Raw genomic sequence first — 26,948 nt, 5'->3', positions numbered from 1 at the left:
GTCAACTCTGCGACGGGCTGCCGCGGCAGCCATCGTCCTGCGACTGATCGGCGGGCTTATGAGGTCGCGGCTCTTGCGGTCGTCGCCGGGCGAAGCGGCGCGGCGATCCGATAGGGCCAAAGAGCCGACAGCTCCTGGGCCGCCGACTTGACCTTCTCCGCCACCTGCGGATGCATGACCGGCGAAAACCGGTGGATCGGGCCCGCCACGCTGACGGTCCCGACGACCTGCTCGCCGACTCGAATGACAGCCGCGATCGCCGCCACGCCGGCTTCCGCCTCTTCGAGCGCGACGGCCCAGCCGCGTTCCTCCGTTTCGTCCAGAGCCGCCGAGAACGTGGTTTTTGTCGTGATCGCGCGGGGGCCGCCGATGGAGGTATCGCCGAGACCGCTGGCAACGGCGCGGGCCAACGCTTCGTTCCGGTCGAGCGTGGTCAGCCAGGCCTTTCCGTTGGCGGTCGTGTGCAGCGGCACCCTGGCGACAAGTTCCGGCTGGTAGATCAGGCCCGAACGGGCGCCCTGCGAATGCGCGATCCAGGTTAGGCCATCCGGGGTGACGATGGCGATCCGGCCCAGGCCTTCCGTCGTGTTGGCGAGCCGATCGAGGATCGGCTGACAGATATCGGGGATCCGCGTGCCAACCAGCAGGCGCTGACCGATCACGGCCAGGCGCAACGATAGGCGATAGAAGCCGCTATCGGGGTCCTGCTCCGCCCAGCCCAGCTCGCAGAGGGTCGCCAAAAGCCGGTGGGCTGCGCTCTTGGGCACGTCGAGCCGCCGGCTGATCTCGCCCAGGGGCATCGCACCGGCATGCTCGGTGAGCAGGGTGATGAGGTCGAAGCAGCGCTCGACGAGGGATTTGACAAGGCGCATATCACCACGCTATCGACGCTTCTGGAACGTCGTTCCACTAGCACGGCGCGTGTCAAACTGCAAACCATCTGCGGCCGGATCGACGCTTGCATCAACACCGGAGAAGGTCATGACGTCAAATCGGCGGGAGCTGTCCGACAAGATCGCCGTCGTGACGGGCGCGGGCCGCGGCCTGGGACGCGCGATTGCCTCCGTTCTCGCCGAACGTGGAGCTCATGTGATCGTCAACGACCGCTCGCTCGAGCCGGCCGAGGAAGCTGTCGAGATCATCCGCGGACAGGGCGGCCAGGCCAGCGCTATCGCCTTCGACGTCTCTCAGACGACCGAGGTTGAGGCTGCCTTCGGTCGGATCCTCGCCGAACATGGCCGGGTCGATATCCTGATCAACAATGCCGGCATCGGCGACTTCGTCCCCTTTCCGGAGATCACCTCTGAGAAGTGGGATCGAATGCTCGACATCCATCTCAAGGGGTCGTTCAACTGCTGCCAGGCGGTCCTAGCTTCGATGAAGGCGCGCAAATCCGGCAAGATCGTCAACATCAGCTCGGTCGCCGGAAAACGCGGCGACTTCATCGGCAACGCGCATTACACCGCAGCAAAGGCTGGCATCATCGGCCTGACGAAATCCCTCGCGCTCTACGCGGCTCCGTTCGAGATCAACGTCAACGCCATCGCGCCGGGCCTGTTCGCGACCGAACTGACCTCGGAGATGAGCGCCGACATGAAGGCGACGACCATCTCCCGCATTCCCGCCGGCCGGCTCGGGCGCCCCGAGGAAATTGGGCGCGCGGTCGCGTTCCTGGTGTCGGACGACGCGAGCTACATCTTCGGCGAGACTTTGAGCGTGAACGGCGGCTCGTACATGGATTGATCGGCGCGGTCATCGCATCCGTCTAGGAGCTTCTCATGAAAATCGCCGTTTTCGACGTAAGCCACTGGCATTTTCCGCTCTATCTCGCCGCTCTGGCCGATCCGGGGATCGAAATCGTCGGCATCTCCGATTCCGCGAATTTCGCCGGCACACGGTTTGCGGAGCAGTTACATTGCAAACTCTACGGGTCCAACGAGGCTCTTCTCGAACAGGACTTCGATTTCGCTCTAGTATTCAGCCGCCATTCCGAGATGGCGGCGCTGGCCGAGCGTCTGATCCTTCGCGGCGTTCCCTTCCTGATCGAGAAGCCCTGCGGACTCGATCTGCAGGAAGTTCGGCGGATCAGGCGGCTGTCGGAGGAACGCAGGGTCTATGTCAGCGTGCCCTTCATCATGCGGGTTAGCGATCTGGCGGAGCGCCTGTCGCCTGCCGAGGGGCTGACGCCGGAAGGCTTCCAGCATCTTTCGTTCCGCTTCATCGTCGGCCCGGTCGGCCGTTACGAGAAGGGGGGCTGCGGCTGGATGCTCGACAAGCGTCAGGCGGGTGGCGGGTCCACGCTGAATGTCGGGGTGCACTTCATTGATCTTGTCGCCGCCCTGACGGGCAGCCCGATCACTGCCGTTTCAGCCGCGATGCGCGCGCACCGGCCCGATGTGACCGTCGAGGAGCAATCCGTCTTCACCTGCACGAACGCGGCGGGCCAAATCGCCGTGATCGAGACCGGCTACATGTATCCGTCTACGGCCGAAGACCAGCGGGATTTCGCGTTCTCGATCTCGCACACAGCGTCTTACATCCGCGGATATGCCGACCAGTTCTACGTTAAGGACCGTGATCGGCCGCAGGGGCGGTCCACCACGGTCGAATACAACACCGATGCATTTTATTCGGCGTTCCTGAGACGGAGTTGGTTCGATCTGGCCGCCGGGCGGGCTCCAGTCGCCGGCCTGCGCGAGGCAGAGCACGCGGTCGCCGTCGTCGAGGCGGGCTACCGCTCCGCCGCCCAGCGCGGCGCGTTCGAGATCGTCGATCATCGGCAGTAGACACCGTCACCGCCCGCCTTGTGCTCTCCCGCCCCCACTCAGGGAAAGCGGCCGATCGCGGGCGAACCGAAATGCATCAAATGAAAAGGAAAAGCCCATGTCTTTGTCAGGGTCAGGTGTTATCGCGATTTGGAACGATATCACCGACGAAGGACGCGCCAATTTCTATGAATGGCACGATCGGGAACATATTCCTGAACGTGTCGGCACGACCGGCTTCCTGCGCGGCCGCCGCTATATCGCGCTGTCGGGAACGCCGGACTATTTCACGCTCTACGAGGTCCAAGATCGCGCCGTGCTGACCGCGCCGGAATATCTGGCTCGTCTAAACAGCCCAACCGAATGGACCACGCGCTCGGTCAAGCATTTCCTGAACACCTCACGGTCGCTGTGCGATGTCGAGCTTTCTCTCGGCGCAGGGTCGGGCGGCGTCATCGGCACCATCCGCTTCGACTGCGACCCCAAGCACGATGCAACCATCCTGGAGACGCTCTCGAACGCCGTCCTGCCCGAGATCGTGAAGGCGCCCGCCATCTGTGCGGCACATCTCTGCCGGGCCGACGAGGGCGCCAGCAACCTCAAGACGGCCGAGCAACGCGGGCGCGCCGCTAATATGGTACCGCGCTGGGTCGTCATCGTCGAAGGGGCGACCCGGGAAGCGGTGGACGAGGTCCTGGCAATGCATCTGCCTCCCGCGATCTTCGCCGAACTCGGGGCTCCGGACATCCTGAGCGGCGTCTATCGCCTGCAGCACGACCGTCTCGCCGCCACGTGATGCGGGCTTCGTCGCCAAAATCCCAATGGGACGGCGTTCCGGGCAGGGAGGCGCCGAGCCGCGCGGGATGTGGCGGCGTTCCCCCCTCCCCCAGGCCGCTCCAGCGCCAGGCTGAGGCTTACGCGACGCAGGCAAACACGCGGCCTGCTATCGTCTCGATTTCGCCAATTCCGGACATTCGCTCACTACCATCAAGCAGACGTCCCGTGGACGGATCAGGATATGGAACGCCTTCAGGTAGATGCGCGATACGGTGGCAAACAGCTCCACTGCCGTCGACATCAGGCAGGCACGACTTGTGTCGTACCTCGCGGCAGAGGGGAGGCTTCATCGGCTACCGTCAAATGCCGGGTGAAGTATTGCTCGCAGCGACGCCCGACCAGAGAAATCAGCCAGCACAGCACGAAATAGATGACGAGCAGAAAGCCGTACACGAGATAGGCTGGACTGCCGCCCCGCGTGAGCGTGGTCTGCTCGATGATGACCTGACCAGCGCGAAAGACCTCCTCCACTCCGATCACCGCGCCGAGCGAGCTCGCCTGCACGAGGCCCGTCACCAGGCCGACATAGGGAGGGATGATCACAGGCATCGCCTGCGGGAGGACGACCAGAACGAGCTTGCGCCAACCACGCAGGCCGAATGCGTCGGCGGCCTCGCGCTGCCCTTTCGGAACGGCGGTCAGGCCGGCGCGGATGATATGCGCGCCATTGGCGCCGCCCCAAAGCGAGATGCTGAGCGCGCTCGACCAGAAGGGATTGAGCGAGATGCCGGCCTTCGGCAGCACGAAATAAGCCAGCAGCACGGTGACCATCAGCGGGACGTCGCGCAGGCACTCGACGAGGCCGTAGACGAAGCCGGTCAAGACCGTCGAGCGCGTCGACAGCGCGACCGTGAACAGGACGGCGCATAGGGTGGCGCCCGCCGTGAGCACGAGCGACAGCAGCAGCGTGTTGACGAAGCCCGCCAGCAGAAAATTCCGGAACTCCAGGAGCAGCATGGTCAGCGTTCCGCGAAAGGACGATCGAGCCGGTGCTCGACCAGCTTGGCCAGCCCCGCCAGAACGAAGACGCAAAACAGGTAGATCACGCAGATCGTCGCGAACATCTCGACCGCCCGGAAATCATAGGCGATGCGATCGACGGCGACGAAGGTCAGCTCCACGAGTCCGATCGTCTGCAGGTAGGCCGAATTCTTGAAGGTCGAGACGACGGTGTTCATGGCAGGCGGCAGGGCGGCCCGGGCGGCGATCGGCAAGACAACGAGGATCGCGTGCTGCCAGCGCTTCAGACCCAGTGCGAGGGACGCATCGCGAATGCCCGGCGCCACCGAGGCGAGCCCTGCGCGGGCATTCTCGATCTGGAACGCCGTGGCCCAGACCGTCAGGGCGATGACGCCGGACCAGAATACCGAGAAGCGGATGCCGAGGCTGGGCAGGCCGAAGAAGACGAAGAAGATCTGCACGAGCAGCGGCGTGCCCCGCACGAATTCCACATAGCCGACGACCAAATTCCGAAGAAGCGCGTTGCTGCTGGTACGCAAGGCGGCCCCCAGCGCTCCGAAAACGAGCGACAGGCTGATCGACAGCGCGCTGACCATCAGGGTCATTTTCAGACCCTTCATCAGATCCGGGAGCGCGCCGAGGATATAGTCGAGGTCCATGGTGCTTCCCCAGGAGGACCGGCAAACGGCGCGCCGGCGATGGTCCGCCCGCCGGCGCGCCTGCCGTCAGTTCGACGGTGGCGGGGTCTCGAAGGAGCGGATCATCTGCGCTTGCAGACTGGCGTCGGCGACATGGGCCTTCACCGACTTCGAGAGCAGGCCTTCGTCCTTCATCCGTGCGAGAGCGGCATCGACAAAGGCCTTCATCTCGGGCTCGCCCTTGCGAATGCCGACGCCGTTGAAGCCGAGATCGACCTCGCCCTTGAGCACGCGCAGATTAGGAGAGTTGCCCAGCAGCAGCGCCATCGTGGTGCCGTCGGTGACGTAAGCGTCCGCACGTCCCTGGAACAGGGCCTGCAGGCTGTCCGAGGCGTTGTTGAGCTGCACGAACTGAACGTCCGGAATGTTGTTGCGCAGCCAGTTGATCTGGTTGCCGCCCTTCACGATCAGGATCGACTTGCCCTTCAGCTCGGCAAGGCTCTGCACGGGGCTGTCCTTCAGCACGGCGACGTTGCTGCTGCCCCAGTAGTAGATCGTCGAATAATCGATCACCTGCTCACGGGGCGGGGTGCGGCCCAGCGTCGCCACGAGCAGATCGATCTTGCGGCCGGTCAGCGAGGGGATGCGCGCATCCGTTGCGACGCAGGTCAGTTCCGCCTTGTCGGCCGAGCCGAGCGCATAGACGGCGAGCTGCTTTGCGATGTCGATCTCGATGCCGACCGGCTTGCCGTCGGTGGCCGACTGGCCGAAGGGCGGCGCGTCGCAGCGCACGCCGATGCGGAGCACCCCGGCATCCTTGACCGCCTTGGGCAGCGGCGGCAGGGATTGGGCCTGTGCGGCGGCCACGCCCCACAGCATGGACGCTAACACCAAAAGTGATGCCATCGCGTTCTTGAACGAAAGTTGCGTCATCATTCCCGCTCCTCTTTTGCTTTTTGTGGGCCAGCTCGTAGTTAGCGACGGGCGCGGATTCGCGGCCCTTTCTCTCGGCAGATCTCGGCGCTGCGGGTCGGTCGGGCGACGCGTGGCATCAGGCGTCGACCAAGGTTCGGGCAGCGGTCTGGAAGCGGCCCGGGCGGAAGTCGGCCAGCAGCGGGCTGCGGCGGCCATTGACGATCTCGTCCGCCAGAAGCTCGCCCGCGATCAGCCCCAGCGTTGCGCCGCTGTGACTGAAGGCGACGAAACAGGAGCCGATCCCGTCCAGCGCGCCGAAGACCGGCTCTCCGTCTCCCGGGATGGGCTTCCGACCTGCGCCATAAGAGCCGAAGGCCAGCCTCGGATTTCCGGCCAGCACGGCGGAGGCCTCCCGCAGCAGGCCGTCGATCGTGTCCGGGCTCACCTCGAAGCTCCCGTCGGCGTTGCCGCGCATCTCGGCCTCGGACCAGGCGGAGTCGAGCACCAAGGCACCGTCGGGCGTCGGGCGCACGGCCACGCGCGGCGTGTTCAGCACGGCACGGAGCGCGGTCTCCACAGGTGCGGTCTTGACCAGAAGCCCGATCGGCGACGCGTCAGGAATCTCCACCCCGAGATCGGCGGCCATGGCGGGCGCGCCGGGACCGGTTGCGATCAGGCAGGCATCGGCTTCGAACAGACGGCCGTCGGCAGCCTTCGCGCCGCGGGCGAGGCCGTTGCGGACGAGCACCGATGCGACGCCTGCGTTCTCGACGATCTCGCCGCCCCGCATACGAAGCTCCGCGGCGAGGAGACCGATCAGCGCGGCGAGATCGACCCAGCCCTCGCCAGGATTGAACAGTGCACCCTGCCGCGTGATCGCCCGCGCATCGACGCCAAGCGTGACGGCAGCAACCTCTTCCGGCGCTAGACGCATCACATCGTAACCGATGCTGCGTTCATGCGCTTCAGCGGCGTCCATCGCATTCGACTCATCATCAGCGTCCCAAGTGAGACCACCGTCGAAGCGCAGCCACGGGGCTTGCGGATGCCGTGCCGCGAGCGTGCGATAGCGATCGATGCCGACCATCCGAAGGCGGTGATAGGCGGCCGATCGAAAACGAGCCGAGTTGAGCCACGAAAGCGAGCGGCCCGAAGCGCCGCTGCCGAGGACGCCCTCGGTGACGAGCGTGACGCGCGATCCTTGGCGGACGAGATGCAGCGCCGTGGAGACGCCGAAGATCCCCCCTCCGATGATCACGACGCTCGGGCAGTCTGAGGACGGTCTCACGAGGCTTTTCTCTCCTTGAGACGAGGGGGGATGGCGAGACGCCTCACGGCGCTTCCCAGGTGCCAGAGCGCGCCGAGCGGAAGAGAGCGTCGATCGTCCGCATGTTCGCCACTGCGTCCGCCATCGTCGCCGCGAGCGGCTCCTCGCCGAGCACGGCGCGCGAAAAGGCGTCGCATTGCAGCACATACTGGTCGCAAGCAGGAACAACGATCCGTTCCCGGCCACGGCCCGCGAGGTCGCTGCCGTCATCGACGATGACCGCCGTATCGGCGGCCTTGGGCGCGTTGAAGGGAATTTCGATCTCGATGCGGCCACGCGTTCCGAGGATCTGTACACGCTGGCATGGCACGAGCTGCGTGGCGCATGTGAAGGCGAGCTGCCGTCCCTCGGAAAACGAAAGCAGGCCACTGGTGACGCAGTCGGTGCCCAAGATCGGATCGGTGGTCACCAGCGCGATGACCCGCTCCGGCTCCGCAGCGAAGATATATCGCGCAGTATTGATGGCGTAGCAGCCGACGTCATAGAGACCGCCGCCGCCTATGTCGCGCTGGTTGCGGACATTGGCGGGGTCGGTCAGGTAATAGGAGAAGATCGTCTGTATCGCGCGCACCTCGCCGATGCGCCCGCCTACTGCGATTTCGCGCGCCTGCCGCCACTGCGGGTGAAAGCGCACCATGAAGGCTTCCATGACCAGCCGGCCCGTGCGCTCGGCGGCGGCGGCGATCTCGCGGGCCTCGGCGGCGTCGAGCGCGATCGGCTTTTCGCACAGCACGTGCTTACCGGCCTCCAGCGCCTTGATCGTCCAGGGCGCGTGCAGATGGTTGGGCAGCGGATTGTAGATCGCCTCAACGGCCTGGTCCGCAAGCAGGGCCTCATAGGATCCATAAGCCGTGGGAATGCCGAAATCATGGGCTGTGGCGCGGGCGCGTTCCTCGTCACGCGAGGCGATGGCGGCGAGCTCGCAACGCTCACTCGCCAGCATGGCGGGAATGACATGCTTGCGCGCGATGTTCGCCGCGCCGAGCACGCCCCATTTCAGCTTCCGCACCATGGTGTATTGCCCTCAACGATGCTGAAAGTCTAAATGAGACCGGTCTCATTTGTCAATCACCGGCGTCTCGTGTTGCGAGCTTCGGGTTGCGGGACTAGGCAGACCTCATGAGCGAATCATCATCAAAGCCCCGGGATGCAACCGTGCAGGATGTCGCGCGCGAGGCCGGCGTCTCCAAGGCGACCGCGGCGCGCGTGCTCGGCGGCTACAGCGTCACCAGTCCAGCGGTTCGGGACAAGGTGATGACCGCCGCCCAGAGCCTCAACTACCGGCCAAATGAAGTCGCCCGCAGCATGACGACAGGCCGCTCGCGCGCTATCGGTGTCGTCGTCGCCGACGTGGAGAACCCCTATTTCGGCTTGGCGGTGCGCGGCATCAGCGACGTGGCTCGGGCCGAGGGCTTCGACGTCATCCTCGCCAATTCGGGCGAAGACGTCGAACGCGAGCGAGACGCCATACGCATGCTGCTGGGCAAGCGGGTCGACGGGTTGATCGTCACACCTGCCAGCGTGCATGACACGGAACACTTGCGTGCCGTGGAAGCTAGCGGGCGTCCGATTGTGCTGCTGGACCGCTACATCCCTTCGATGAGCGTCGACACCGTGGTCGCTGACGACCGCGCCGCCGGCGCCGCCGTGGCGCGACGGCTCACCGAAGCCGGGCACCGGCGCATCGGCTACGTGTCGGCGACAGCCTGCGACGATCCGGTGTATCGCGGCCCGCACCAGCTTCATCTGTCCACGGTACGCGACCGCATCGAAGGCTTTCTCGAGGCCGCCGCGCAGGCGGGCGGCGAAGGCTGCGAACGCTATGTCCGCCTCGGCGTGAACCGGCTGGGCGGCGGGCTCAAGATCGTCGCCGATCTGATGGCGCTACCGGACCGGCCGACCGCGCTCATCGCATCCGACAACGTGGTGGCGCTCGAGCTGTTCAAGGCGTTGCGCACACTGGGTATCGTCATTCCGCGCGATCTGTCTCTCATCGCCTTCCATGATGCGGACTGGACCAGTGTTACGACGCCGTCGATTACGGTCATCGCGCAGCCGTGCTACGAACTGGGCGCGGAAAGCGCTGCGGCCCTCGTGCGGCGCGCCCGCGGGGATACCACCGCCGGCCAGCGCATCATTCTGCAAACGCGCCTCATCGAGAGAGAATCGGTCATCCCGCCACCGAGATGATCAATCTGCGATGTTGCCCTGTCCGATAAATCTTATGTCGCGACAGATTTTTGGCCAAGTTGGCGCGAGGACCGAAGCGACGGGAACAATTTACAGGGCGTTCGTAGCGCGTCGCATGGATACCGCTTCTCCGAGCTCTTCCGCAGCGGCTTTCTGCCCTTATCGACGTTGTGAGCGCTGAATTCGGCAAGTGCAGCGTGAATGACAGTCGCGGCGGCTTTGTCATGAGCATCGACCGGCACCTCGATTGGCCCGTTAACAGAAGGTCCTGGGAGCCTTCGAGGCTGTGTCCCCCACTTTGGCATCGGACCCTGCTGCCAGCTGGCCTGCCGCGTTAGCGCCGCCGGCCGCAGCGATTCAAATGTCGATCCTACCGCTGCCTTAAAGCGCCAGAAGCGGACCTTGCGCTTCTGCCAAGAAGCAGACTTCCGCCTCGCCTCGCTCATGCCAATTTGATGTCGCGCTCATGCCTGTCACGCGCTCGGCTTCGCAAGCCCGACCGAATTGCGCAGGACGAGCTCGAAGGGCAGGATTTTCTGCACGGGTGCGGTCGCCTTCCGCTCGATCAGGTCGATCAGGATCAGCGCGATCTCCTCGCCGGCGCCCCGGATCGACGTCGCCGTGGCGGTGAGAGGCGGCGAGAGATCCATGGCGCTGCAGCCCCTGACGCCGTCGTCATGGCAGGCGACGGAGATATCCCGCCCGACCGCCAGCCCGTGCTGGGCGAGCGCGCGATAGACACCGCGCGCCTGAAACACCGAGCCGCACAGGAAGGCCGTGGGCGGCTCGGGATCCGCCAGCCGCCGCATCGCGGTCTCGTAGCCGGTCGCCTCGGTCATGGAGACGAACTCGATGGCGTCGAGCGGCGCTGCAAGCCCGCGCGCGGCGAAAGCCCGCTCGAAGGCGGCAGCCCTCGCGGCGACATAGCGAAACTGGGCGAGACCGTTGATCACGACGATGTGGCGATGGCCGTAATCGAGCAGCAGATTCGTCAATCGCTCGAAGGCGTTGTCGTTGTCGGTATCGACAAAGGAGAAGGGCTCCTGCGCCTCCGTGCGGCCATGGACCACGAAGGGCAGGCGCAAGGCATTGAGCAGGGCGATGCGCGGATCCCTGACCAGGGGGCGGGTGATGATCACGCCGTCGACCGATTTTGACGAGGCGAGCTTGCGCAGGACGCCGGCCTCGTCATCCTCGAAAGGCGACAGCAGCAGGTTGTAGTTGCGCGCGGTCACGGCCGTCGAGATTCCGGCCAGGACATCGACGAAGTTGGTTTCCGGGAGCTGGAGGCGCTGGAGCGGGAAGACCAGGCCGATGGTCTCCGTCCGGCCCGTCGCGAGGCTGCGCGCGCGCGCATTGGGACGATAGCCCGCAGCGTCGGCCGCCGCGACCACGCGGCGGCGCGTCGCTTCGGGGATGCCGGGATGCGCGCGCAGGGCGCGGCTGATGGTCGATTGCGAGAGGCCGAGCGCAAGCGCCAGGCTCTTCAGGTCGGCGGCATCGTTATGCAAGCGCTTGCTTTCCGTCATCGCGAGGCTGGGCGCCGAGAGGCCAAATCCCTGCATTCCACGATAAATCTAGCCCACCGCGACCCCGATTGACAAATGCTATCGGCGTCCTAGCATGCAAGCGCTTGCACAATACACTGGTCAACAGTGAAGCTCGGGAGGAATTCTGATGAGGTTTGCGACGATCGCCCGCTTGGCGCTACGCCGGCAGCTGCTTGCCGCGGCTATCGCGCTCGGCATCCTGTCCTCGGGCTCGGTCGGCGCCCGAGCGGTCGAGATCCAGTACTGGCAATATGTCTTCGACACCCGCGTCCAGGCGATGAGCGAGGTGATCAAGCAGTTCGAGGCCGAAAATCCGGGGATCACCGTCAAGCAGGTTACCTTCCCCTATGCCGATTATCAGACGCGCCTGATCGCGGCGAAGGCGGCGGGCCGCGGGCCCGACGTCATGCAGCTGTTCTATGGCTGGCTGGACACGTTCATCGCCGGCAAGCTGGTGCAGCCGCTGCCGAAGGCCAGCTTCAAGGATGCCGAGATCGAGCGCGACTTCTTCCCGATCGTCTCGGCGATGAAGCGCGGCGGGCAGTATTATGGCCTGCCGACGGCGGTGCGCAGCATGGCGCTGTTCTACAACAAGGACCTGTTCCAGAAGGCGGGGCTCGATCCGGACAAGCCGCCGCAGACGCTGGACGAATTGGTGGCGGCAGCCAAGGCGATCACCAAGCGCGATGCGGCAGGCAACTTCCAGCAGGTCGGCATGGCGCTCGATATCGCACGCCAGGACCACAACTGGTGGCGCGAGATCCTGCTGCGCCAATATGGCGGCGAATCCTACAGCGCCGATGGCAGCAAGGTCGCCTACAACAGCGAGGCCGGCGCCAGATCGCTCGAATTCTACACCGGGCTGCAGAAGCTCCATCGCGTCGGGCAGGAAGGCTTCATGGATGAGGGCCAGGCCGCCTTCCGCGGCGGGCTGGCCGGCATGGTGGTCGACGGCACGTTCCGCATCGCCTCCTACAAGACGATCCAGGGCTTCAAATGGGGTGTCGCGGAGCTGCCGACGCAGGACGGCAGGAAGGCGAATTTCGGCAGTTATTTCGCCAACGCCATCGGCGCTTCGGCGACCGGCGAAAAGCTCGCTGCGGCCGAGAAGTTCCTGGCTTTCATCTCATCGGAAAAGGCGATGACGATCTGGCTCGACAAGGTCGGCGAATTGCCGGCCCGCCGCGCGGTGGCGCTGACGGAGGCCAACATCAAGGACCCGATCTACGGCCCGTTCATCCGCGGCCTGGATTATGCCGCGACGCCGCCGATGGTCGACGAGGCGGCCCAGCGCCAGGTCTCGATCGACATGATCAACACCGTGCTCCTGAAGAATACGCCGATCACGGAGGCGCTCGCAGCGGCCGCCACGCGGGAGCAGGCGATCCTCGACAAGTTCAAGGGCAAGTGAGGGGCCGCGAGCGAACAGGAGGATCGCGCATGACCGCGCTGACATCGCCCCGGAGCGCCGGCCTCAGTGGCCCCTGGGGAAGGTTGTCGATCGCGACGAAGCAGATCGTCTGGGCCTGGACCTTCCTGGCCCTGCCCGTCCTGTTCTTCGCCGCCGTTCGCTTCTACCCGACGCTGGAGGGGTTCTATCTCTCGCTGACCGACTGGGACCTGCTCAACGAAGCCCGCTTCATCGGGCTCGACAATTACCGCAAGCTCTTCGCCGACCCGGTTTTCTGGCAGGTATTCGCCAACACCTTCGCCTATCTCGTCTTCGGCACGCCGATCGCGATCGTCCTGTCCTTCGCCATCGCCTATTATCTCGACCGCGTCACCGTCCTGCACGGGCTGATCCGCGCGCTTTATTTCCTGCCCTATCTGACGACGGCCGCGGCGATGGCTTGGGTCTGGCGCTGGTTCTACCAGCCCCCGCCGATCGGCGTGATCAACAGCATCCTGGGCTCGCTCGGCATCCCGGCCCAGCCCTTTCTGCGCTCGGTCGACCAGGCCTTGCCGGCGATCATGCTGACCGCGATCTGGGCGCATCTCGGCTTCCAGATCATCATCTTCATGGCGGGCCTGCGCGCCATCCCGACGAGCTATTACGAAGCCGCGCGCATCGACGGGCTGGGCGAAGGCGCGATCCTGCGGCGCATCACCATTCCGCTGCTGAAGCCGACGACGGTGTTCCTGGTCGTGTTCTCGTCGATCGGGTTCCTGCGGATCTTCGACCAGGTCTACAACATGACCAGCAACGATCCCGGCGGGCCGCTGAATTCGACCAAGCCGCTGGTGCTGATGATCTATCAGACCGCCTTTTCCTCCTACCAGATGGGCTATGCCGCGGCGCAGACCGTGGTGCTGTTCGTGATCCTGTTCTCGATCTCGATGGCGCAGCTCTGGATCCTGAGGAACCGCTGAGATGAGCGCGCAGACGCAGCCCCTATCGGCCTATGGCAGCGTGCGCCCCGGCCGCATCGTCGCCTGGACGGTCCTGTTCCTCGGCGGCGTGGTCATGATCACGCCGCTGCTCTTCATGTTCTCGACCTCGCTGAAATCGGCCGGCCATGTCTACGATCTGCGCCTGATCCCGGACCAGCCGACGCTTGCCAACTACGTCAAGGTGCTGTCCGACGGGCGCTTCATGCGCTGGTTCGCGAACTCGACGATCATCGCCACGGTCGTCACCCTGTCCTGCCTGTTCTTCGACAGCCTCGTCGCCTACACGCTCGCCAAATTCACGTTTCCGGGCCGGCGCCTCGTCTTCCTGGCGATCCTGTCGACTCTGATGATCCCGACCGAGATGCTGGTCATCCCGTGGTATCTGATGGCGAGCAAGCTCGGCTGGATCGACAGCTATCTGGGCATCATGTTCCCGGGCCTCGTCACCGCCTTCGGCGTCTTCCTGATGCGGCAGTTCTTCGAGACCGTGCCGAACGACTTCCTCGAGGCGGCGCGGGTCGACGGGCTCAACGAGTTTGCGATCTGGTGGAAGGTGGCGCTGCCGCTGGTCACGCCCGCCCTGTCGGCGCTGGCGATCTTCACCTTCCTCGGCAACTGGACGGCCTTCTTCTGGCCGCTGATCGTGACGACCGATCCCTCGCTCTACACGCTGCCGGTCGGCCTCTCCAGCTTCGCAGTCGAGCAGTCGATCCAGTGGGAGCTGATCATGACGGGCGCAGCGCTCGCCACCCTGCCGACCCTGGCGATCTTCCTGTTCTTCCAACGCTACATCGTGCGCGGCGTCATGCTCGCCGGAGTCAAGGGCTGATCCATGGGTTCACTGCAGGTCAACGACCGCTCGCGCTTTCCCGATCCGGTCTATCGCGAGACGGTGCTGAAGCCGCTCTTCGACGGCGCCCGCCATTTCCATGCCGAGGCGCTGCGCCGCATCGATCGCGCGCATCTGGTCATGCTGGTCGAAACCGGCATCCTCGATGCCGGCCAGGGCGCGGCGATCGCGCGCGCGCTGCAGGCGATGGAGCGGGAGATCGACCCGGCTGCCCTCGCCTATGGCGGCGATGTCGAGGACTACTTCTTCTACATGGAGCGCGAGCTCAAGCAGCGCACTGGGGCCGATATCGGCGGCCGGCTGCACACGGCCCGCTCGCGCAACGACATCGACCACTGTTTTCTCAAGCTCGGCCTGAAGCCGCGCATCGACGGCCTGCTCGCCGCATGCCGCCGCCTGCTGGCGGGGCTGATCGCGGTGGCGACGCGCGACCGCGACGTCCTGATCGTGGCCTATACCCATGGACAGCCGGCCCAGCCCACGACCTACGGCCACTATCTCGGCGCGATCATCGAGGTGCTGATCCGCGATATCGAGCGGATCGAGGCGGCACGCGCGATCGTCGATCTGAGCCCGATGGGCGCGGCCGCGATCACGACCTCCGGCTTCCCGATCGACCGGCATCGCGTGGCCTGGCTGCTCGGCTTCGCCGCGCCGCTGCAGAACGCCTATTCCTGCATCGCCGCCACCGACTACCTGACCTCGACCTACAGCGCCATCGGGCTCCTGTTCCTGCATCTTGGCCGGCCGATCCAGGATTTCCAGTTCTGGTCGAGCTTCGAGGTCGGCCAGCTCTATCTGCCCAACGCCTTCGTGCAGATCTCCTCGATCATGCCACAGAAGCGCAATCCGGTGCCGTTCGAGCATCTGCGCCATCTCGCGAGCCAGACCTGCGGCCGGGCGCGCGCCGTCGTCGACGTGATGCACAACACGCCCTTCACGGACATGACCGACAGCGAGGCCGAAACCCATGAGATGGGCTATCAGGCTGTAGACGCGGGCTTGCGCGTGCTCGACCTGATGACCGCGACGATCGAGGCGGGGCGGATCGACCCCGACCGGGTCGCCGTCAATCTCAGCCGGTCCTGCGCCACGATCACGGAGTTGGCGGATTGGCTGGTGCGTAGCGAAGGCTTGTCTTTCCGGCTCGGCCACGAGATCGCCGCCGATGTCGCGCGTGCCGTCGTGGCGATGGCGGGCGACCTTCCCACAGACGGCTTTAGCGCCTTCAAGACGGCTTTTGAGCATCATGTCGGCCGCTCACCGGCCGCCAATGCCGCCGAATTCGCGCGAATGGTCTCGCCCGAGCATTTCGTCGCGGTCCGGGACCGTTTCGGCGGCCCGGCTCCCGCAGTGCTCGACCGCGCGCTCGACGGTTATCGCGCGGCCTTGGCGGGTTTCGAGACAAAAGCCCAACAGATCGCAGCGCGCGAGGCGCAAGCCGCAGCCGAGCTCGACCGTCGCATCCCTGAGATTGCGGAGTGTGCATGATGGCACGCATCGAGCTGCAACAGATCGTCAAGCGCTACGGCACCATCACCACCGTCCGCGGCATCGACCTCACCATCGAGGACGGCGAATTCGTCGTTCTTGTCGGCCCCTCCGGCTGCGGCAAATCGACGACGCTGCGGATGATCGCGGGGCTGGAGCCGATTTCGGGCGGCACGCTGCGCATTGGCGGCGAGGTGGTCAACGACCACGAGCCGAAGCACCGCAACATTGCGATGGTGTTCCAGAACTACGCGATCTACCCGCATCTGACGGTGGCGCAGAATATCGGCTTCGGGCTCTACACATCCAAGCTCTCCAAGGCGCAGAAGCAGGCCCGCATTCGCGAGACCGCCCGCACGCTCAGCCTCGAACCTTATCTCGACCGGCGGCCGGCCGCGCTATCGGGCGGGCAGAGGCAGCGCGTCGCCATCGGCCGCGCCATGGTGCGCGATCCCGTGGCCTTCCTGTTCGACGAGCCGCTGTCCAATCTCGACGCCCAATTGCGCGGGCAGATGCGCCTGGAAATCAAGCAGCTGCACCAGCGCCTGGGCAGCACCATCGTCTTCGTCACGCATGACCAGGTCGAGGCGATGTCGCTGGCCGACCGCATCGTCGTGATGCGCGACGGCTCCATCCTGCAGGTCGGTTCGCCGATGGAGCTCTACAACCGGCCGGCGGACATCTTCACCGCGCGCTTCATCGGCACGCCCGAGATGAACATGATCGACGCCGTCGCGGCGGATGGCGGGCTCGCAGTTGGGGCCAACGGCGCCGCGGTCGATCTCTCCCGCGTCACCGGGCTGCCGCCGCTCCAGCCCGGCCAGGCCGTCATCCTCGGCATCAGGCCGCAGGAGTTGCAGCTGCTCTCCGCCGGCGAGGCCCCCTTCCCCATCCGCATCGAAGGCAAGGTGCGGGTCTGCGAGCCGCATGGCCCGGAGACCTTCGTGCTGCTGGACCTGCCGCAGGGCAGCGTGGTGGCGCGCGCGCCCGCGACAGCGTCGTTCAGGCCCGGCGAGACGGTAGCCTTCGGAGCCCAGACGGCAGCTTTGCGTCTCTTCGACAAGCAGACCGGAACGCTGATCGGCAGCGCCTAAGAGCTGTTTGGAAATTCCAGCCCTCATTCTCAACTGAGACACGACACAGCATTGCATCAGCGCCTCTCGCGCGCGCGAATATTCCACGCCATAGTGGGAGATGATCAGGCGCGGGAACATCCAGAGATCGTGAAAATCACTGCCCTGTTACCTAGCATCGTTTTGCTCGTGCCTTCCGACAGCGCCATATCGGCGTCTTCGGATGTGCGCGGTATCTTGCATTCGGTCATTCGCCGCTGGGATTTGCAGACGACAATGCCTGGCGAGACAGTCAGGCCGGCCAGTTGGCTCGATTGGCTGAGCTTCGATCTCCCTCCGGACATGCTACGCGTGCTGCTGTGGGGGATGATCATCCTTGGCGTGCTGGTGACGCTCTGGTCATTGCGCGACAGCCTCCCGGTCTTCAGCCGGTCGCGGAAGATCGTGACGCGGGACGAGGCCCTCCAGACCGCCGGGTCGTCGGGCCGCATGGAGGATGCCCAGATCGAAGCCGACGATCTCGCGCGGCAGGGGCGTTATGGCGAGGCCATGCACCTGCTCTTGCTGAAGAGCCTGACTGAAATCCGTCGCGGTTTGGGCGTGAGCTTCGCCGTATCGCTCACCAGCCGCGAGATCCTGCGGCGCGTGCAACTGCCCGATCTGGGCCGCGACGCGCTGAGCGGCGTCGTCCAGTCGGTCGAGCGGACCTATTATGGCGGCCGCAGCGCAAGTCATGAGGATTATATCGACTGCCGGACACGCTTCGACGTTTTGAAACAATCCCTCCCAACGGTCATTGCGGCGTGAGCGCACCGACCTTTCAGCCCAGGATCGTGGCCGCGCTTGCGGCTGCATTTTGTGCGCTGTTTGCCGCCTCCCTGCTCCTGACCGGCGCGGGCGAACGTCGCGCCACGGGCAATCTCGCCGGCTCCAACAGCTTTTCCCGTTCAGCCGTCGGCCATCTCGGTCTGTTCGAGATGGTCAAACAGCTCGGCCACAGGGCTGTACGCAGCGAACATCATTCCCTGGCTGCGCTCGGGAGCGACGGTGTGCTTGTTCTGGCTGAACCCACTATGAGTCTCGTCGGTGACGAGAACCGCAGCAAGCTGGCGGGCGCCAAGACCCTCCTGGTGGTGCTGCCGAAATGGAACACGCGCCGTGACGAGCGCCGGACGGACTGGATAAGCGCAGCCGAACTCGTGCCGGCGATCCAGGCAGAGGCCGTGCTGAGCGCGGTCGTCGGTCGAGGCGACGTCATTCGCGTCGCCGCGCCGTCATCCTATGAAAAGCTGATTGCGGCTCCAGACCCGGCCCTCAGCGGGCAGGTCCAGCTCATCAAGAACTCGCGGTTGAAGCCGCTTATTGCCGCTTCGGACGGTGTCCTGCTCGGCGAGCTGCGTGACGGGCAACGCCTGATCTGGGTGCTGTCCGATCCCGATCCGATCGAAAATCACGGAATCGGCGCAGGCAACAACGCTGTCTTCGCCAAGGATATCATCGAGCGGCTTCTTGCCGGAAAAGACGGCCCTCTCGTTTTTGACGAGACGATCCATGGCTTCCTGACCGCGCCCCCCAATCTCCTGAAATTCCTTCATGAATTTCCCTTCAACCTGGTTCTCGCGCAGATCGTCGTCGGTGTGGCGCTGCTCTTGATGGCGGCGGTGGGCCGCTTCGGCACGCCGCAAGCCCCGGCGCGCCGGCTCGACGCCGGCAAGCGCGAACTGATCGTCAATACGGCGTCCCTGATCGACCATGCCGGTCATCATCCCGCGATGCTGCGGCGCTATGTCGGCATGATGCTGCAGGACACCGGCCGAGCGCTGGGCGCACCGCGTCAATTGAACGAGGCGCAGCTCGCCGGCTGGCTGGACAAGACGGCCAAGGCGCGCGGCCTGGCCGCGCCGGAGGCCGTGACGCATATCGCCGCGGCAAAGCCCGGCGATCTCGGTACGCTGCTGGCACAGGCACGTGCGATTCACCAATGGCGGAAGGATATGCTGAATGGAATTCCGGGACGTCTCGGCGATCACTGAAGGGATAAGGGCCGAGATCCGCAAGGCCGTCATCGGCCAGGACGAGGTCATCGAACTGATGCTGACCAGCCTCCTCTGCGGTGGCCATATCCTGCTGGAAGGCGTACCGGGAACGGCAAAAACCTTGCTGGCTCAGTCCTTCGCTGCGGGTCTTGCGCTGAAATTCGGCCGTATCCAGTTCACGCCCGACATGATGCCCGGTGACTTGCTCGGCACCAATCTCTTCAATTTCCAGACCAGCAGCTTCATCCTGACGCGCGGGCCGATCTTCACCGACATCCTCCTCGCCGACGAGATCAACCGGACGCCGCCGAAGACGCAGGCCGCGCTCCTGCAGGCGATGAACGAACGCAATGTCACGGTCGACGGGGTCACCTATGACCTCGGCGAAGCCTTCATGGTCGTCGCGACGCAAAACCCGATCGAGCAGCAGGGAACCTATCCCCTGCCCGAAGCGCAGCTCGACCGCTTCCTCTTCAAGATCAACCTGACCTATCCGAGCAAGGAGGAGGAGCGCGACGTCGTCACCCGGCACGGCCAGCGCGTCGCCATGCCCAAACTCGCGGATTTCGGGCTGATGCCTGTCATCTCCGGCGATCAGCTGGTCGCTGCAAGAATGCTCGTCGGTCAGATCAAGCTCGGCGAGCCGCTCGTCGCCTATATCGTCGACATCATCCGCGCGACGCGCAACCACCCGGCAATCGAGACGGGGGCCTCGACGCGCGCGGCAACGATGCTGGCCTCCGCCAGCCGGGCAAGGGCAACGACGCAAGGGCGCGAATTCGTCATTCCCGACGATGTGAAGCAGCTGGCAGTGCCATTGCTGCGTCACCGGATCGTGCTGGCGCCGAATGCCGAAATCGAAGGGCTGATCAGCGACCAGGTTATCGGCGAGATTCTCGATCAGGTCGCCGTTCCACGATGATCCGGCCGACCCTTCGGGCTGTCCTGCTCTTCGGCGCGACCATACCGCTGGCGCTTGTCCTGTTGGCCTGGGATCCCGCGCTCTGGCCGATCTCGCTCGATATCGGTCTCTTCGTCCTGGTGCTCATCGGAGTCGATGCACTGCTCTGCATTCGCTTCGCCCGTCTCGATATCGCTTGCGAGGTGCCGGCGCGCCTCTTCATCGGAACGATGGGCGCCATTCGACTGAGCGTTGCCCTCAAGCATGCCTCGCGGCCGGTCGCTTTTGACGCCCTGGCAGAACAGCGCGGCGAGGTCGAGCCGCCGCAGTCGCAGCGCCTTGTCGCCAAGCCTGGTGAGCCAGGACTCGCCAGCCTGCAGGTCGCGCCGAAACGGCGTGGTCAGATCATTGTCGATGCCATCTGGCTGCGTTGGCAAGGCCCGCTGGCTCTGGCGGTACGGACGCGACGGGTCGCGCTGGCAAAGACGATCACCGTGCTGCCGGATATCCGCGGCATCGCCTCGGCCGCGATCCAGTTCTTCAGCCGCGACGCGGTCGACGGGATCAAGGTCCAGCAACAGAAGGGCGAGGGCACCGAATTCGAGGCCCTGCGCGACCATGCATCAGGTTTCGACAATCGCTTCATCGACTGGAAGCGCTCGGCCAAGCATCTGAAACTGCTCTCGAAGGAGTTCAGCGTCGAGCGCAATCATCAGATCGTGCTTGCTTTCGACACCGGCTATCTGATGGCCGAGCCGATCGAAGGCTTGCCACGGCTCGACCACGCTATCCATGCCGGCCTCCTGCTCGGCTGGATTTCGCTGCGCAGCGGCGACCATGTCGGCAGCTTCGGCTTCGATGGGCATGTGCGGCAGTTCATGCAGCCCTCGCGCGGCATGCCCTATTTCACCAGGCTGCAGAACGCATCCGGCCAGCTGGGCTATCAGGTCGAGGAGACCAACTTCACCCTTGGGCTTGCCGAGCTCAATGCCCGGTTGAAGCGGCGCGCGCTCGTGGTGCTGTTCACCGAATTCATCGACACGACAACGGCTGAATTGCTGCTTGAAAGCCTGCAGCGCATGGCCAATCGTCATGCTGTGATCTTTGTCACCCTGCGCGACCCGCTTCTGCCCGGCATCATCGACGCCAGGCCCGAGCATTTCCGGACCGCCGCGGAGGCCGTCATCGCGCATGACATGCTGCGTGAACGGGCTGTCGTCCTGGAGCGCCTCATGCGCATGGGCGTGCATTGCCTGGAGGTGCCGCCGCGCGGCTTGGCGGTCGGCCTGGTCAATCGCTATCTCATGATCAAGCAGAGGGGGCTGCTATAGAGACGAGCCTGATATCCGACGACGCCCTGCCCGCGCTCGTCCCCAAGGTCTCGCTGCGCAGCGCTGACTTCCGCAGGAGCCGGGAACCGGCCTGGCGGACGCTGGAAGGCCTGATCGCGCGCGCCGAGAAGAAGGGCATCACACGGCTCTCGGATGACGAGTTGCAGCAGTTGCCACAGCTCTATCGCATGGCTGCGTCCTCGCTCTCGGTCGCGCGTTCCATCGCGCTCGATCGCAATCTGGTGCTCTATCTCGAAGGCTTGGTGCTGCGGGCCTTCCTCATCGTCTACGGACCGCGCGTCGGCACGCTGGAAACCCTGCTTGGCTTCCTGCGGCGTGGATTTCCCGCGGCGGTACGGGCCGCCGGCTGGCACATCCTGCTGGCGACGCTTGCAATCATTGCCGGCCTCGTCATCGGCTTCATGCTCGTCGCACCCAATGAGAGCTGGTTCAGCGCCTTGGTGCCTGAGGCGATGGCGGGCGGGCGCGGGCCAGGCAATACCGCCAAACAATTGCGCGACACGGAGATCTTCGCTCCCTGGCCGGGCTTCGTCGAATCTTTCGTCGTCTTCGCCAATTTCCTGTTCCGGCACAACACCACGATCGGCCTCATGACCTTCGGGCTCGGCATTCTCGGCGGTGTGCCGACATTGCTGTTGCTGGCCTATCAAGGGGTGATAATCGGGGCGTTCCTCGCATTGCATCATAATCGCGGCCTGCTCTACGATTTCGTCGGCTGGATCTCGATCCATGGCGTCACGGAGATCGGCGCGCTGATCCTGTGCGGGGCCGGCGGGCTGGTCATCGCCGAAAAAATCCTCTTTCCCGGCCGCCATTCACGCCTCGACAGCCTGGCGCAGAGTGGACGGGCTGCCGCTGGCCTGGCCGGCGGGGCCGTGCTGATGCTGTTCGTGGCAGGCCTCATCGAAGGCGGCTTCCGACAGCTGATCGCCGATACGCCGGCGCGCCTGGCCATCGGCGCGGCGACGGGCGTGCTCTGGACTGCTTACTTCCTCTCCAACCGCCGATATGTGAGCCATGGCCCAGAGACTTGACCGGATCAATCGCTTCCTCGATGGCGTCACGCGCAACCGCCGCGACATCGTCAGCCCCGAGGGCGTGATGCTGGAGGTCGACATTGCCAATCCCGGCGAGCGCCTCACTGCTTTCCTGATCGACTTCCTGTTCTGGATGCTGGCGACGATTCTGCTCTTCCTGATCCTGGGTCTGCTGTTCCTCGAGCAGATGAGCGGCCCGGTCGCAACGACGATCGTGCTGTTTCTCGGGTTTCTGCTGCGCAACCTCTATTTCATCCATTTCGAGCTGGTCACCCAAGGCGCGACGCCGGGCAAGCGCATCGCTCATCTCAGGGTCATCGACCGCAATGGCGGCCCTTTGCTGCCAGGCGCGATCATCGCGCGCAACCTGACGCGAGAGGTCGAGATATTCCTGCCGCTCGGCCTCTTCCTGACGATGCCGGTCATGGCTGCGGGCAACGGCTTCTGGACCGGAGCCGCCTTTTTCGGTTGGGTTGTCCTGATCTCGGCTCTGCCATTCTTCAATCGCGACCGTTTGCGGGCCGGCGACCTCATCGCGGGAACGATGGTGATTTCCGTCCCCCAGCGCGCCTTGCTCGCCGAACTGGCGCGGACGCAGGCGCATTATGTCTTCACGCGCAGCCAGCTCGACGCTTATGGAGCCTTCGAGCTCCATGTCCTGGAGGAATTGCTGCGCCGCCCAGGTTCGCCCGATACCTACGCCATTCAGCAGCAGGTTTGCGGCAAGATCTGCCGCAAGATCGGTTGGAGCGAGCCGGTATCGCCCGCAGATACATTGACGTTCCTGCAAGAGTTCTACACCGCCGAGCGCGCGCATCTGGAGCGCGAGCAGCTGTTTGGTCACAGGCGCGCCGACAAGACGGATATCGCCGTCGCCAGACAGGCGCCGCCGCGATCGCGGCAGGCGCAAGGTTCGGTCGATTGAGGGCTGCCGCGATTATCGTGTGGGATCGGAAGCCCGCTACCAGAGGCGTTTGACTGCGAAGCCGTCGAAGAGGGCTTCGTTCGAAATCAGCACCATGTCCTCGGATTGAGCCTGGGCAATGAGCAAGCGGTCGAACGGGTCCTTATGCGCAATGTTCATCTCACCGGCCAGCCGGGCATGGCGGACGGTGATCGCCAGTTCGGCAAAGCCCTGATCGGCGATGATCGCCTCGAAATCCTGCGCCAGCAGCGCCGCATCCGGGAGCTTGCCGATCCGGAATTTGGTGGCGATCTCCATGGCCGAGGCAGCGCTGACGGCGATGCTGTTGACCTCGTCCCCTATCGCCTCGCGCGCAGGGCGGCTCAGCGTCTCATCACCCGCCAGCCACCAGATCAGGGCATGGGTATCGAGCAGCAGCCTCAACTGAGATTCCAGCCCCCGAGTTCAGTCTCGGGCAGCGGCTCGTCAAAGCGCCCATCGACGGCGATCTTTCCCTTGAGCGCTCCAAAGCGCCGCTTGCCGCGTGGCGCGACCGGCACCAGACGCACCACCGGCACGCTGCCACGGGCAATGACGACATCCGCACCCTCAAGCGCGTCTGCGATCAGCTTGGACAGGTTGGTCTTGGCATCGTGAACCGAGAACTGGGCCATCGGCATCTCCTTAGCTAAGAATATAGCTAAGGCGTCCGCGCCGAGCAAGAGCCATGCCGTTTCCGGACTGCCCGGGGATCCGTCGCACACGACACCCCGGGCGATAATCCCGATAGCCGATTGAGACGCAGCCTCAGTCGAAGATATTCGCCAGCTTGTCGAGGTCGATGCCTTCCTTTGCCGCGCGCAGATCATGATAGATCACAGCGGCAAGAACCGCGCCGAAGGCGGTGGCGATGACCTGCCAGGCGAAGCTCAGAAGCTCGCCCACCAAGCCGCCACTGGCGATCCGTGCGAGCACGAAACCTCCGATGAAGGCGATCACAAAGGAGAGCATCAGCAGCCCGAAAACCTGCCAGCGATAGCCCTTGGTCAGCGCCATGCTTCGGCGCAGGCTTGCCATGACGCCTGTTTTCTCGATCACACAGGCCGGAATAGCGGCGCTCAGCATGCACATGACGATGACGCCCGGTATGACAAAAAGCATAATGCCAAGACCGGCCGCGAGGCCGCTTAGTAACGAGACACCGATCACTGGAATGGTCTGGGCCAGTCCGATCTGGAGGGACTGGCCGATCGTGAAGGGTTGACCGCGCATCTCCTGAAAAGCGCCGTAGAGGCTCGTCGCCTGCGCCATGACCTGCAGCACGAGGGTCGCGATCGCTGTGACGCCCGCGGCAACCGCAAGGCCGACTCCCGCGCCGCTTCCGGCCCCCATGAGCAAGCCCAGCAGCAGCAAGGGTGCCATCGGAATGAGCGCCAGCAGAATGAACTTGCCGAACTGGCGCGTGAAAACCGTGAAAGTCTTGTCGAGTACGGCGCCGACACGAAATGGCGCACCACTCACCGACTGTTCGCTGACGAAAACGTTGCTCATCCACTCCCCCTTCGATGAACGCAAAAACTGGCATGACCTATCTGGGAGTGCAATTGACGTTGGGGTACAATTTTCTTGGAGCGGGCTGAGCTTCGGCATCGAAATCATGCAGCCAGAGCAATCGCCGATCCGATCGGATCGTTCAATTGCTCCTGATCTTCGTTTTGACGCGTTTTCTTCACGCGAACCGGTGTCCACTTCGCTCGAAAATGCCCCAGCGGCTCGGCTCCGTGGCCTTGACACACGAGCTAACGAATGGTCACTTGGCGCGAATTGGCCTGACCAACTGGCCAAAATCCCCGCAATGTCGGGACCAGGAAACGCCGGGAGAGAGTTTTTGCCGCTCGAAGTGGTCGAGTCGCCGCGCCTGTATCGCCAGATCGCCGATCAGCTGCGCGGGCTGATCGAGCGGCGCGAATTCGGCGTGGGCTCGCGCCTCCCGCCCGAGCGCGAACTCGCCGAAAAGCTCGGGGTCTCCCGCCCCTCGGTTCGCGAGGCGCTGATCGCGCTCGAGGTCGAGGGGATCGTGCGGATCAAGATGGGCTCGGGCATCTATGTGCTCGATCAGCCCGCCAGCTCGCACCGCAAGGCGGCCCAGCCCGAGGGCGAAGGCCCCTTCGAGTTGCTCAAGGCCCGCGAGCTCATCGAGAGCGGCATCTGCCGGGAGGCGGCGAAAGTCATCGCGCCCGGCGACATCGCCGCGCTCGATGCGATCCTGCTCCGGATGGGCGCTGGCGGCCTCAGCAGCGACGAACTGATCCGGCTCGACCGGGCGTTCCATCTCACGATCGCCGGCACGCTGGGCAACGGCGTGCTGGTGCGCTGCGTCGGCGAACTCTTCGATCAGCGGATCAACCCGTATTTTGCGCGGCTGGCCCGCTATTTCGAAGACGAGCAGTCATGGCGCGAAACCTGGGCCGAGCACGGCCTCGTCCGCGACGCGCTCGCCGCCGGCGATGGCGCGGCAGCCGGCCGCGCCATGCGCCGGCACATCCAGAATTCGCAGGCGCGTTTCTCGCGCAGCTTTGGCGACGGCCAGAGCTCCGAGAACCAGGCCTTCGAGAACCAAGTCTCCGAGAAGCAAGTCTCCGAGAACCAGACCTCAAGCGGACGAGCGAGCGTCAGCGCGCGTCCGCCACGGCAGAAATGACGCAACTCGTTCGCAAGCGACCCAGGGAGAACGCCACCATGAAGACCTTCGTCACCATTGCCGCGCTCGCCGCCGGCATCGGCCTGCTCAACGCACCCGTGCAGGCCCAGACCAAGCTGAAATGGGCCCATGTCTATGAGACCTCCGAGCCCTTCCACACCGAGTCCGTCTGGGCAGCCGACGAGATCAAGAAGCGCACCAATGGCCGCTACGAGATCACCGTCTATCCGGCCTCGCAGCTCGGCAAGGAAACCGACATCAACCAGGGCCTGACGCTCGGCACCGTCGACATGATCATCTCGGGCTCCAGCTTCGCAGCCCGCGCCTACCCGCCGATCGGCGTGACCTACTACCCCTTCACCTTCCGCGGGCCCGACCATCTGCTCGCCTATGTCAAAAGCGACGTCTTCGCCGAGATGGCCAAGGGCTATCAGGAGAAGAGCGGCCACCAGATCCTGGCCGTGAGCTATTACGGCACGCGCCACACCACCTCCAACCGGCCGATCAAATCCTGCGCCGACATGAAGGGCCTCAAGATCCGCGTGCCCGACGTGCCGGCCTATCTCGCCATGCCGCGCGCCTGCGGCGCGAACACCACGCCGATCGCCTTCGCCGAAGTCTATCTCGCGCTGCAGAACGGTACGGTCGAGGCGCAGGAGAACCCGCTCAACACCATCGAGGCCAAGAAGTTCTACGAAGTGCAGAAGAACATCATCCTGACCGGCCATATCGTCGACCACCTCAACACGGTCGCCTCCAAGCAGCTCTGGGACAAGCTCTCGCCGGAAGACCGCAAGATCTTCAACGACGTCGCCCAGGAGGCGGCCGCGCGCACCACCAAGAAGATCCAGGCCGACGAGATCAAGCTGGTGCAGTTCTTCAAGGACAAGGGCATTGCGGTCACCGAGATCGACAAGGCCGAGTTCCTCGCCAACGTCCAGAAGAACGTCACCTTCGAGCAGTTCGGCTACCGCAAGGCCGACTGGGAAAAGATCCAGGCGATCAAGGACGGCCAGGGCTCCTGAGCTCC

The 26,948-nt window shown here is 64.6% G+C and carries 27 protein-coding genes; 17 read left to right on the top strand and 10 right to left on the bottom strand.

From position 1 onward, the window contains the following. Positions 1-56: 56 nt before the first annotated feature. Entirely contained in the window at positions 57-800 is a 744-nt protein-coding gene (locus tag BHK69_RS14560) for an IclR family transcriptional regulator (RefSeq protein ID WP_244548501.1), read from the bottom strand. Here BHK69_RS14560 and BHK69_RS14555 point away from each other — a divergent pair. From BHK69_RS14555 to BHK69_RS14545, 3 genes are all read left to right on the top strand, one after another. Continuing rightward, positions 760-1,743, top strand: coding sequence for an SDR family NAD(P)-dependent oxidoreductase (locus BHK69_RS14555; RefSeq protein ID WP_148663420.1), 984 nt, complete (start codon positions 760-762; stop codon positions 1,741-1,743). The genes BHK69_RS14560 and BHK69_RS14555 overlap by 41 nt on opposite strands. A gap of 35 nt (positions 1,744-1,778) precedes the next feature. Continuing rightward, a complete protein-coding gene (locus tag BHK69_RS14550) occupies positions 1,779-2,786 on the top strand; it encodes a Gfo/Idh/MocA family protein (RefSeq protein ID WP_069690726.1) in 1,008 nt (335 codons plus the stop codon). Between the two features lie 97 nt (positions 2,787-2,883). Next, on the top strand, positions 2,884-3,561 hold the full coding sequence (locus BHK69_RS14545; protein ID WP_069690725.1) for a DUF4286 family protein: 678 nt from the start codon (positions 2,884-2,886) through the stop codon (positions 3,559-3,561). Positions 3,562-3,842: 281 nt separating this feature from the next. On the opposite strand, the gene BHK69_RS14540 is transcribed toward BHK69_RS14545, so the two are convergent. From BHK69_RS14540 to BHK69_RS14520, 5 genes are all read right to left on the bottom strand, one after another. After that, positions 3,843-4,559, bottom strand: a complete 717-nt coding sequence (locus BHK69_RS14540) for an amino acid ABC transporter permease (RefSeq protein WP_069690724.1) — start codon at positions 4,557-4,559, stop codon at positions 3,843-3,845. 2 nt (positions 4,560-4,561) lie between these two features. Then, complete coding sequence (locus BHK69_RS14535; protein WP_069690723.1) at positions 4,562-5,221, bottom strand: amino acid ABC transporter permease; 660 nt, start codon at positions 5,219-5,221, stop codon at positions 4,562-4,564. A 66-nt stretch (positions 5,222-5,287) separates the two neighbouring features. Continuing rightward, positions 5,288-6,079 (bottom strand): transporter substrate-binding domain-containing protein, encoded by a 792-nt coding sequence (locus tag BHK69_RS14530; RefSeq protein ID WP_244548500.1) that lies wholly within the window; start codon positions 6,077-6,079, stop codon positions 5,288-5,290. A gap of 172 nt (positions 6,080-6,251) precedes the next feature. Beyond that, positions 6,252-7,403, bottom strand: a complete 1,152-nt coding sequence (locus tag BHK69_RS14525) for an NAD(P)/FAD-dependent oxidoreductase (protein ID WP_069690721.1) — start codon at positions 7,401-7,403, stop codon at positions 6,252-6,254. A 43-nt stretch (positions 7,404-7,446) separates the two neighbouring features. After that, positions 7,447-8,454 carry a Gfo/Idh/MocA family protein gene (locus BHK69_RS14520; RefSeq protein WP_069690720.1) on the bottom strand — a complete coding sequence of 336 codons (1,008 nt, stop codon included), beginning with the start codon at positions 8,452-8,454 and terminating at the stop codon, positions 7,447-7,449. Between the two features lie 107 nt (positions 8,455-8,561). On the opposite strand from BHK69_RS14520, the gene BHK69_RS14515 reads away from it, so the two are divergent. Further along, positions 8,562-9,632, top strand: coding sequence for a LacI family DNA-binding transcriptional regulator (locus BHK69_RS14515; RefSeq protein ID WP_069690719.1), 1,071 nt, complete (start codon positions 8,562-8,564; stop codon positions 9,630-9,632). A gap of 473 nt (positions 9,633-10,105) precedes the next feature. Here BHK69_RS14515 and BHK69_RS14510 read toward each other — a convergent pair whose 3' ends face one another. After that, on the bottom strand, positions 10,106-11,143 hold the full coding sequence (locus BHK69_RS14510) for a substrate-binding domain-containing protein (protein ID WP_158516211.1): 1,038 nt from the start codon (positions 11,141-11,143) through the stop codon (positions 10,106-10,108). 166 nt (positions 11,144-11,309) lie between these two features. Here BHK69_RS14510 and BHK69_RS14505 point away from each other — a divergent pair, with 166 nt between their 5' ends. Genes BHK69_RS14505 through BHK69_RS14455 form a run of 11 tightly spaced genes read left to right on the top strand, consistent with a single transcriptional unit; the run spans position 11,310 to position 23,238 of the window. Next, on the top strand, positions 11,310-12,593 hold the full coding sequence (locus tag BHK69_RS14505) for a sugar ABC transporter substrate-binding protein (protein ID WP_069690718.1): 1,284 nt from the start codon (positions 11,310-11,312) through the stop codon (positions 12,591-12,593). A gap of 29 nt (positions 12,594-12,622) precedes the next feature. Further along, positions 12,623-13,552, top strand: a complete 930-nt coding sequence (locus BHK69_RS14500; RefSeq protein WP_069690717.1) for a carbohydrate ABC transporter permease — start codon at positions 12,623-12,625, stop codon at positions 13,550-13,552. 1 nt (position 13,553) lies between these two features. Continuing rightward, a complete protein-coding gene (locus tag BHK69_RS14495) occupies positions 13,554-14,402 on the top strand; it encodes a carbohydrate ABC transporter permease (RefSeq protein ID WP_069690716.1) in 849 nt (282 codons plus the stop codon). A gap of 3 nt (positions 14,403-14,405) precedes the next feature. Continuing rightward, positions 14,406-15,914 carry an argininosuccinate lyase gene (locus BHK69_RS14490; RefSeq protein ID WP_069690715.1) on the top strand — a complete coding sequence of 503 codons (1,509 nt, stop codon included), beginning with the start codon at positions 14,406-14,408 and terminating at the stop codon, positions 15,912-15,914. Beyond that, on the top strand, positions 15,914-17,008 hold the full coding sequence (locus BHK69_RS14485) for an ABC transporter ATP-binding protein (RefSeq protein WP_069690714.1): 1,095 nt from the start codon (positions 15,914-15,916) through the stop codon (positions 17,006-17,008). The genes BHK69_RS14490 and BHK69_RS14485 overlap by 1 nt, the downstream gene beginning before the upstream one ends. A gap of 51 nt (positions 17,009-17,059) precedes the next feature. Next, entirely contained in the window at positions 17,060-17,794 is a 735-nt protein-coding gene (locus BHK69_RS14480) for a DUF4129 domain-containing protein (RefSeq protein ID WP_244548499.1), read from the top strand. After that, the gene (locus tag BHK69_RS14475) at positions 17,791-19,020 is read left to right on the top strand and encodes a hypothetical protein (protein WP_069690712.1); all 1,230 of its coding nucleotides are present in this window, start codon (positions 17,791-17,793) and stop codon (positions 19,018-19,020) included. Before BHK69_RS14480 ends, BHK69_RS14475 begins: the two co-directional genes overlap by 4 nt. Next, positions 18,989-19,945 carry an AAA family ATPase gene (locus BHK69_RS14470; RefSeq protein WP_069690711.1) on the top strand — a complete coding sequence of 319 codons (957 nt, stop codon included), beginning with the start codon at positions 18,989-18,991 and terminating at the stop codon, positions 19,943-19,945. The genes BHK69_RS14475 and BHK69_RS14470 overlap by 32 nt, the downstream gene beginning before the upstream one ends. After that, positions 19,942-21,255, top strand: coding sequence for a DUF58 domain-containing protein (locus tag BHK69_RS14465; RefSeq protein WP_069690710.1), 1,314 nt, complete (start codon positions 19,942-19,944; stop codon positions 21,253-21,255). The genes BHK69_RS14470 and BHK69_RS14465 overlap by 4 nt, the downstream gene beginning before the upstream one ends. Continuing rightward, positions 21,252-22,310 (top strand): stage II sporulation protein M, encoded by a 1,059-nt coding sequence (locus tag BHK69_RS14460; RefSeq protein WP_503413692.1) that lies wholly within the window; start codon positions 21,252-21,254, stop codon positions 22,308-22,310. Before BHK69_RS14465 ends, BHK69_RS14460 begins: the two co-directional genes overlap by 4 nt. Next, complete coding sequence (locus tag BHK69_RS14455; RefSeq protein WP_069690709.1) at positions 22,294-23,238, top strand: RDD family protein; 945 nt, start codon at positions 22,294-22,296, stop codon at positions 23,236-23,238. The genes BHK69_RS14460 and BHK69_RS14455 overlap by 17 nt, the downstream gene beginning before the upstream one ends. A 36-nt stretch (positions 23,239-23,274) precedes the next feature. On the opposite strand, the gene BHK69_RS14450 is transcribed toward BHK69_RS14455, so the two are convergent. The 3 genes from BHK69_RS14450 to BHK69_RS14440 all read right to left on the bottom strand — a co-directional run bounded on the left by BHK69_RS14450 (position 23,275) and on the right by BHK69_RS14440 (position 24,768). After that, a complete protein-coding gene (locus BHK69_RS14450) occupies positions 23,275-23,661 on the bottom strand; it encodes a type II toxin-antitoxin system VapC family toxin (RefSeq protein ID WP_069690708.1) in 387 nt (128 codons plus the stop codon). Continuing rightward, complete coding sequence (locus BHK69_RS14445; RefSeq protein ID WP_069690707.1) at positions 23,658-23,891, bottom strand: type II toxin-antitoxin system Phd/YefM family antitoxin; 234 nt, start codon at positions 23,889-23,891, stop codon at positions 23,658-23,660. Before BHK69_RS14445 ends, BHK69_RS14450 begins: the two co-directional genes overlap by 4 nt. A 133-nt stretch (positions 23,892-24,024) precedes the next feature. After that, the gene (locus BHK69_RS14440) at positions 24,025-24,768 is read right to left on the bottom strand and encodes a YciC family protein (protein ID WP_069690706.1); all 744 of its coding nucleotides are present in this window, start codon (positions 24,766-24,768) and stop codon (positions 24,025-24,027) included. Here BHK69_RS14440 and BHK69_RS14435 point away from each other — a divergent pair. Beyond that, entirely contained in the window at positions 24,761-25,918 is a 1,158-nt protein-coding gene (locus BHK69_RS14435; protein WP_244548497.1) for a FadR/GntR family transcriptional regulator, read from the top strand. The genes BHK69_RS14440 and BHK69_RS14435 overlap by 8 nt on opposite strands. A 38-nt stretch (positions 25,919-25,956) precedes the next feature. After that, on the top strand, positions 25,957-26,943 hold the full coding sequence (locus BHK69_RS14430) for a sialic acid TRAP transporter substrate-binding protein SiaP (RefSeq protein WP_069690704.1): 987 nt from the start codon (positions 25,957-25,959) through the stop codon (positions 26,941-26,943). Positions 26,944-26,948: the final 5 nt, after the last annotated feature.

The organism is Bosea vaviloviae, assembly GCF_001741865.1.
In the GTDB taxonomy this organism is placed as follows: Bacteria; Pseudomonadota; Alphaproteobacteria; order Rhizobiales; family Beijerinckiaceae; genus Allobosea; species Allobosea vaviloviae.
The sequence above is the reverse complement of the archived record's forward strand: the minus strand, read 5'-3'. Positions and strand labels throughout refer to the sequence as shown.